Here is a 7,924-nt window from a genome sequence, read left to right on the forward strand (position 1 = left end):
CCAGTAAAAAGGTTTTTGTTTTTTACCGTGTCTTTGTAATCTAATTTTTACTGACATAATCTTTTTGATTAATTTGAGGTGCTCGACCTCGATTATTTTAAGGGTGCAAAGATAGTTTTTTTTTGAGAACAAACTAATTACAGTCAAAGTTTTTGATTTTAAGTGACTTTAACATTCGTCTTTAGCATTATTTTTCAAAAATAAATTGGCTTTTTGCATTAAAAAGTTATTTTTGTCAATAAAATACAATCAAAATGAAAAGATTTTTGCCTCTATTTATAATTGCTATTGCTTTTTCTTCTTGTCAAGAAGATGTGAAATTCAACAATCCTGGATTTCAAGGTCAGAAAGATGATGTTTTTTGGAGAGCTAATGATGCAAGAGCGTATGTTAGTGAAACGGGTAAACTAAGAATTGAAGCCTACACGCAATATGAAATTATTACAATGAATACTGCAAGTGCGAATGCAGGAACTTATATTTTTGGCACAACAAATGTCAACAATTCTGCTACTTATACCTCAAATTTTAATGATGTTGCTTTAGCTTATGCAACGATGCCAATTAGCGGTCCTGTTTACAGTGTCGCTATAATTTCAGGCGGAACAGGCTATGTGTCAGATTGTAATCTCCCTGCAGGTCAAACAACTTATACTTGCACTAGTTCACATGAAACGACTTCAGCTGTAGGTGGGGGTTCAGGTCTGAAAGTTGCCGTGATTGCTAACTCATCGGGAGCTGTGTCATCTGTAATTAGAGTAACATCAAGAGGAACGGGATATGCTCCGGGAGATATAGTTACAGTTGCTCAAGGTGATGTAAACTGTAGATTAAGAATATTAAACACACAAAACAGCAACGGCGAAATAAAAATCACCGAATACGATCAAGCAAACTTTACTGTTTCGGGTACATTCAAATTTAATGCTGCCAATTCAAACGACAGTCCTTTTGGTGGGCCAATTTTGAATTTCCAATATGGTGAATTTTACAAAGTTCCGATATATCCATCAATCTAAATTTTTTGGAAATCAATATTATAAAACCATCTTCGGATGGTTTTTTTGTTAATAATATAATAAAGTCCAAATTTTTAGCTATTTACATTTTATTTAAAGTATATTTGTGTTCGAATTTTAAATAAATAATATGAACATTTTTGTTGGAAGTCTTCCGTTCAGTATTGACGAAGCAGATTTAAGAGAGTCTTTTGAGGCTTACGGAACAGTTGACTCTGTTAAAATTATAACTGATAAATTTACTGGAAGAAGTAAAGGATTTGGTTTTGTTGAAATGTCTAATGACGAAGAAGCTCAAAAAGCTATCGACGAATTAAACGGTGCAACAGTAGAAGGACGTACAATCGTAGTTAATAAATCTGAGCCAAAACCAGAAGGTGAAAGAAGAACCTTCAACAACAACCGTTCAGGCGGAAGCGGTGGTGGTTACGGTGGTGGAAACTCTGGTGGTGGAAACTCTCGTGGTGGATACAATGATAGAAACAGCGGTGGTGGAGATAGAGGAAGATATTAATCTACATTCTAGATAAACTGAAAGCCATCTCATTTGAGATGGCTTTTTTTATGCTTTGTTGATAACTAAACTTTATTTTCTGACCGCTAAAATGTATTTTTGTTTCCATTCAAAACTCACTTTTGGCTCTTGCCTTTTTCCAAATTCTATAACAGATGTACTTAATTTTTGATACTGAAACTACTGGTTTGCCAAGAAATTGGTCGGCACCAATTACAGATACTGATAATTGGCCGAGATGTATTCAAATTGCATGGCAACTTCATGATGAGTTAGGAAATCTTATCGAACATGAAGATTATTTGGTTAAGCCTGAAGGATTTAATATTCCGTATGATGCGGAAAGAATTCATGGAATTTCTACCGAATTAGCACAACAAGAAGGTATTTCACTAGAAGAAGTTTTAGAAAAATTCAACATTGCTTTATCAAAAGCCAAATTTATAGTTGGTCAGAATTTAGGTTTTGACGTCAACATTATGGGTTGCGAATTTCACAGAATGGGAGTTCAATCGGCAATGAGTTCTATGCCCATTTTAGATACGTGTACCGAAGTTACCGCTTCCCTTTTAAAATTACCCGGTGGACGTGGCGGTAAATTCAAATTGCCAACACTAACCGAATTGCACAACTATCTTTTTGGAACTCCCTTTTCGGAAGCGCACAATGCTACTGCCGACGTTGAGGCAACTACGCGTTGTTTTTTAGAGTTGATTAACAGAAGGATTTTTACTAAAGAAGAATTAGACGTTCCGGCAGATTATTTCGAAAGATTCAGCAAAAATAATCCGCAGGAAATTAAGTTGATCGGCTTGAAGCACATCAATCTTAAACAAGCTTCAGAAGTAATCAGAAAGCAATTTCAGAAAAAAGAAGAAGTTGCAACTCCAACAGAAGAAAAGAAAGGGGAACACAATTTAGCGGATGTCGACTTCGTGCATTTGCACAATCACACTCAATTTTCTGTTTTACAATCTACCATAAGCGTGGCTAGCTTAGTAAAAGCAGCTGTTGCCAATAAAATGCCGGCTGTTGCAATGACGGATAATGCGAATTTAATGGGCGCGTTCCATTTTGTTCGTGATATTTTATACCATAATAAATCGGCACAAGCCAAAAATAAATCGGCTGAAGAAAACGGAGAAACGCCGACAGAAACGATTATTAAACCAATCGTTGGTTGCCAGTTTTATGTTTGTGATGATTTGAAAGATAAGTCTAGAAAAGACAATGGATATCAAATTATTTTCTTGGCCAAAACAAAAAAAGGCTACCATAATTTGGCGAAACTATCATCTATCGCTTATACCGAAGGATTTTATTATGTGCCTAGGATTGATCGAAAAACCATTCAACAATACAAAGAAGATATCATTATTTTGTCGGGGAATTTGTATGGAGAAATTCCGAGCAAAATTTTAAATATTGGTGAAAACCAAGCTGAAGAAGCCTTGATTTGGTGGAAACAAGAATTTGGAGATGATTTCTATCTCGAATTAATGCGCCACAATCAGGAAGATGAAAATCGAGTGAATGTTTCATTAGTTGCTTTAGCCAAAAAACACAATGTAAAAATCGTTGCAACGAACAACGTTTTTTATATAAATAAAGAAGATGCGAATGCCCACGATATTTTGTTGTGTGTTCGTGATGGCGAAAAACAATCCACACCTATTGGCCGCGGCCGTGGTTATCGCTACGGATTAGACAATCAGGAATATTATTTCAAATCGGCAGATGAGATGAAAAAATTGTTTCATGATTTACCCGAAGCCATTTCAAATACCGAAGAAATTGTCAATAAAATCGAGATTTACGATTTAGCGCGTGAAGTTTTACTTCCTAAATTTGATATTCCCGCCGAATTTTTAGTGGCCGAAGATGAAGCCGACAAAGGTAAACGGGGAGAAAACAGCTACTTGCATCATTTAACATATGAAGGTGCGGAGAGAAGGTATTCTGAAATTACTCCAGAAATTCAGGAACGTATCGATTTTGAATTGCTAACGATCGAAAATTCGGGTTATCCTGGATATTTTCTAATTGTACAAGATTTCATTGCTGAAGCTCGAAAAATGGCCGTTTCTGTTGGACCGGGTCGTGGTTCTGCAGCAGGTTCTGTGGTTGCCTATTGTCTCGGAATTACCAATATTGATCCGCTTTTATATAATTTGCTTTTTGAGCGTTTCCTGAATCCAGATAGGGTTTCCCTTCCCGATATTGATATTGATTTTGATGATGAAGGCCGAAGCAAAGTAATGGATTATGTAATCCAAAAATACGGTTCGAAACAAGTAGCCCAGATTATTACTTACGGAACAATGGCAACCAAATCGAGTATTCGTGATACTGCAAGGGTTATGGATTTACCGCTTTTTGAAGCCGATAAAGTAGCTAAGTTGATTCCGGGTTTAATGCCTTCAAAATGGAATCTAGCGCGACTTTTATCTGAAGATGAAGCCTTAATCAAAAAGACATTGCGTCCTGAAGAATTTGAAAGAGTAAAGGAACTGATTGCGCTTTCTAAAGAAAATTCGCTGTGTTCGGATACCATTAATCAAGCAAAATTCTTGGAAGGAAATCTAAGAAATACGGGAATTCACGCTTGTGGTGTTATCATTACGCCAAGTGATATTACGAATTTCGTTCCCGTAGCAACGGCGAAAGATTCGGATTTATATGTTACTCAATTCGATAACTCGGTCGTAGAAAGCGCGGGTTTGTTGAAGATGGATTTCTTGGGATTAAAAACCCTAACTTTGATAAAAGACACCGTTAAACTGGTAAAATACAGAACGGGAAAAGACATCGATCCAGATGCTTTTCCGATTGATGATTTGAAAACGTATGAACTTTTCCAACGCGGCGAAACAGTTGGGATTTTCCAGTATGAAAGTGCCGGAATGCAGAAATACATGAAGGAATTAAAGCCAACTGTTTTTGGTGATTTGATTGCGATGAATGCGTTATATCGTCCAGGACCAATTGCTTACATTCCGAGTTTTATTAAGCGGAAAAATGGTGAAGAGGAAATCACATACGATATCGAAGCCTGCGAAGAGTTATTAAAAGAAACCTACGGAATCACGGTTTATCAAGAGCAAGTAATGCTTTTGTCACAAAAACTAGCCGATTTCTCTAAAGGGGATGCCGACGTTTTGCGAAAAGCGATGGGGAAAAAGCAGAAAGATGTTTTGGATAAAATGAAGCCTAAATTCATTGCTCAAGCTGAGGCCAAAGGACATTTAGCAGTTAAATTGGAGAAAATTTGGAAAGACTGGGAAGCGTTTGCAGAATATGCCTTTAATAAATCGCATTCCACTTGTTACGCTTGGATTGCCTATCAAACCGCGTATTTAAAAGCCAATTATCCAGCGGAATATATGGCGGCAGTTTTGTCCAATAATATGAATGATATTAAACAAGTTTCATTCTTTATGGAAGAATGCAAGCGCATGGGATTGCAAGTTTTGGGTCCCGATGTCAATGAGTCGTTTTATAAGTTTACGGTGAACGATAATTATGCGGTTCGTTTCGGAATTGGCGCTGTGAAAGGCGTTGGTGCTAATGCAGTTGATACTATTGTTCAAAACAGAAAAGACGAACCCTATAAATCGATATTTGATTTAGCGAAGAAAATAGATTTGCGTGCAGCGAATAAAAAAGCATTTGAAAGTTTGGCATTAGCCGGAGGTTTTGACTGTTTTCAAGGCACACATCGAGCACAATATTTCCATATCGAAGGCGAAGGAATTACATTTCTTGAAAAAGCAGTGCGTTATGGGGCCAAATTTCAGGAAAACGAAAATTCATCGCAAGTAAGTTTGTTTGGTGATGCGAGTGAAGTCCAAATTGCTGAACCAATTGTTCCGCCATGTGAAGAATGGAGTACGATGGAAAAATTAGCCAAAGAAAAAGAAGTGGTTGGGATTTATATTTCGGGACATCCGCTTGACGATTATCGCTTTGAAATGAAATATTTCTGTAACAGCAAATTGGAGTATTTAAAGAATCTTGAGAATCATATCGGAAAGTCGTTAACCTTTGCAGGGATTGTAACCAACGTGCAATACCGAACTGCAAAAAACGGAAAAGACTGGGCCATGTTCACTTTAGAAGGCTATGATGAAAGTCATGAGTTTCGGATTTTTGATGAAGAATATTTAAAGTACCGACATTTTTTGGTCAATAATCAATTTATTTATTTCAAAGTTTTGGTAAAAGACGGTTGGGTAAATCGGGAAACTGGAAAAAAATCAGATCCCCGAATTCAATTTACAGATGTAAGACAATTGCAGGATGTAATGCCACATTTTGCCAAAAAGCTCAATGTGCGAATTGATATTAAGGATTTGCACAAACACAGTATAGAACAACTGAATGCTGTTTTTCAGTTGAATAAAGGCGACAATACCGTGACTTTTGAAATCGTCGAAATTGATACCGTGAAAATAATTCCGGCAGTTATTTTGAAGCCCGAAGTAGAAGAAGAGAACTTCGACGGAGAAGGAATTAGTGCCGAGAATAGCGAAGATATTGTGCTTGAAATTCCGCTTGTTGAAGAAGTAAATACGGTCAAAACGCGAGTTTCATTACCCAGCAGGAAATTGAAAATTAAAATTTCAAATGAATTGCTGTTCGAATTAGAAAAAATGAACATCAAATTCAGCTTAAATTAAGTATCAGTTCTACTAATGATTTCATAACCAAAACTGATTTTTTTATAACAGTCAACCAAATAAAATGACTAATTTTGTCTAATATTAAATAGAACAATTTAAAAAGATAAGATATGGCTTTAGCAATTACAGATGCTACTTTTGATGAAGTAGTATTGAAATCAAGTAAACCGGTAGTTGTAGATTTTTGGGCAGCTTGGTGTGGACCATGTAGAATGGTTGGACCGGTTATAGACGAAATCGCAACAGAATATGAAGGAAAAGCAACCGTTGGGAAAGTTGACGTAGATGCTAATCAAGAATTTGCTGCAAAATACGGGGTTCGTAATATTCCAACCGTTCTGGTTTTTCAAAATGGTGAAGTTGTAGGACGTCAAGTTGGCGTTGCTCCAAAGAAAACCTACACCGATGCGATTGATGCCTTATTGTAATAAAATAGTAAGATAATTTGAAAAGGTTCAGCGAAAGTTGAGCCTTTTTTTGTTATTAGGAGCACGTATTTAGTTATTCTCAGAAAATATCCTCCCGCTATCCGCTCTATCTTTTCTCTCGTTTTGCAACGAGAAAAAAGGATGCCGCTGCTATCGGGGCTAAATAGAACTGCAGTTTGTTTTATGAAATTTTTAATTTTTTAGTCTTAATCTTTCTCTATATTTGATGTATGAAGATTGAAGAACAAAAAGAACTCGTCTCCGGATTCCAACACCTCGAATTGCTTGCCAATCAAGTGGTCGAAGGATTTATTTCGGGAATGCATAAAAGTCCGTTTCATGGTTTTTCTGCCGAATTTGCCGAACATAAAGTCTACAATGTAGGCGAAAGCACCAAACACATCGACTGGAAATTATTTGCCAAAACCGACAGATTGTACACCAAAAAATACGAAGAGGAAACCAATCTTCGGTGTCAGTTAATTATTGACAATTCGTCATCGATGCATTATCCAAAACTAAAAATGGGTGAAGCATTTTTCCACAATAAAATCGGTTTTTCAGTTTTGGCTTCAGCGGTTTTGATGAATTTATTAAAAAAACAACGCGATGCAGTTGGATTAAGCGTTTATTCAGATACCTATGAATACTATGCTCCCGAAAAAGGAAGCGACCGGCATCACCGAATGATTTTAAGCAAACTAGAAGATCTATTAGAAAACCCTAAAGGATCCAAAAGCACAGACACCGTTACTTTTTTACATCAAATTGCCGAAAAAATCCACCGCCGTTCGATGATTGTTTTGTTCACGGATATGTTTCAAACTACTAATAATGAAGCGCTTTTCAATGCATTACAACATTTAAAACACAACAAACACAAAGTAGTGGTCTTTCATGTAATCGATAAAAAAACGGAAGTTAATTTTAATTTTGATAACGCACCAAGAAAGTTTATCGATTTGGAAACAGGTGAAACCATCAATATTTTTGCCGATACCATTAAAGAAGTGTACGAAGAAAAAGTCACAGATTACTTTAAAACTTTGGCAATGACCTGCGCTCAGAACAATATTAAGTATGTTCCTGTGGCTGTAGAAGACAGTTTTGAAAAAATCTTGACGACATACTTGGTTGAAAAACAAATGTTTGTATAATATTTTTCTTAACAGTATTTTTTTTAACAAAAAACACTTGCAGAATACAAAAAGCATTGTATATTTGCAACCGCAATAACGCAGAGGTTTGGTAGTTCAGTTGGTTAGAATACATGCCTGTCAC

5 protein-coding genes are annotated in these 7,924 nt (G+C 36.3%); all 5 read left to right on the forward strand.

The window, feature by feature from the left end; genetic code table 11:
* The first annotated feature begins 254 nt into the window (after nt 1-254).
* The 5 genes from PSU83_RS14165 to PSU83_RS14185 all read left to right on the forward strand — a co-directional run bounded on the left by PSU83_RS14165 (nt 255) and on the right by PSU83_RS14185 (nt 7,800).
* Nucleotides 255-1,019, forward strand: coding sequence for a DUF6252 family protein (locus tag PSU83_RS14165; protein WP_300590205.1), 765 nt, complete (start codon nt 255-257; stop codon nt 1,017-1,019).
* Between the two features lie 130 nt (nt 1,020-1,149).
* Nucleotides 1,150-1,533, forward strand: coding sequence for an RNA-binding protein (locus PSU83_RS14170; RefSeq protein ID WP_300590206.1), 384 nt, complete (start codon nt 1,150-1,152; stop codon nt 1,531-1,533).
* A gap of 155 nt (nt 1,534-1,688) precedes the next feature.
* Nucleotides 1,689-6,212 carry a DNA polymerase III subunit alpha gene (gene dnaE, locus PSU83_RS14175; RefSeq protein WP_300590207.1) on the forward strand — a complete coding sequence of 1,508 codons (4,524 nt, stop codon included), beginning with the start codon at nt 1,689-1,691 and terminating at the stop codon, nt 6,210-6,212.
* Between the two features lie 113 nt (nt 6,213-6,325).
* Nucleotides 6,326-6,643 (forward strand): thioredoxin, encoded by a 318-nt coding sequence (trxA, locus tag PSU83_RS14180; RefSeq protein ID WP_290286294.1) that lies wholly within the window; start codon nt 6,326-6,328, stop codon nt 6,641-6,643.
* Between the two features lie 230 nt (nt 6,644-6,873).
* The gene (locus PSU83_RS14185) at nt 6,874-7,800 is read left to right on the forward strand and encodes a DUF58 domain-containing protein (RefSeq protein WP_300590208.1); all 927 of its coding nucleotides are present in this window, start codon (nt 6,874-6,876) and stop codon (nt 7,798-7,800) included.
* The last annotated feature ends 124 nt before the right edge of the window (nt 7,801-7,924 follow it).

Origin of the sequence: Flavobacterium sp. (assembly GCF_029945805.1) — a bacterium.
In the GTDB taxonomy this organism is placed as follows: domain Bacteria; phylum Bacteroidota; class Bacteroidia; order Flavobacteriales; family Flavobacteriaceae; genus Flavobacterium.

Bases quoted from the DNA above. Each gene is read 5' to 3' on its own strand.
- PSU83_RS14185 (WP_300590208.1), top strand. From the start codon at position 6,874: ATGAAGATTGAAGAACAAAAAGAACTCGTCTCCGGATTCCAACACCTC.
- trxA (WP_290286294.1), top strand. From the start codon at position 6,326: ATGGCTTTAGCAATTACAGATGCTACTTTTGATGAAGTAGTATTGAAA.
- PSU83_RS14165 (WP_300590205.1), top strand. From the start codon at position 255: ATGAAAAGATTTTTGCCTCTATTTATAATTGCTATTGCTTTTTCTTCT.
- PSU83_RS14170 (WP_300590206.1), top strand. From the start codon at position 1,150: ATGAACATTTTTGTTGGAAGTCTTCCGTTCAGTATTGACGAAGCAGAT.
- dnaE (WP_300590207.1), top strand. From the start codon at position 1,689: ATGTACTTAATTTTTGATACTGAAACTACTGGTTTGCCAAGAAATTGG.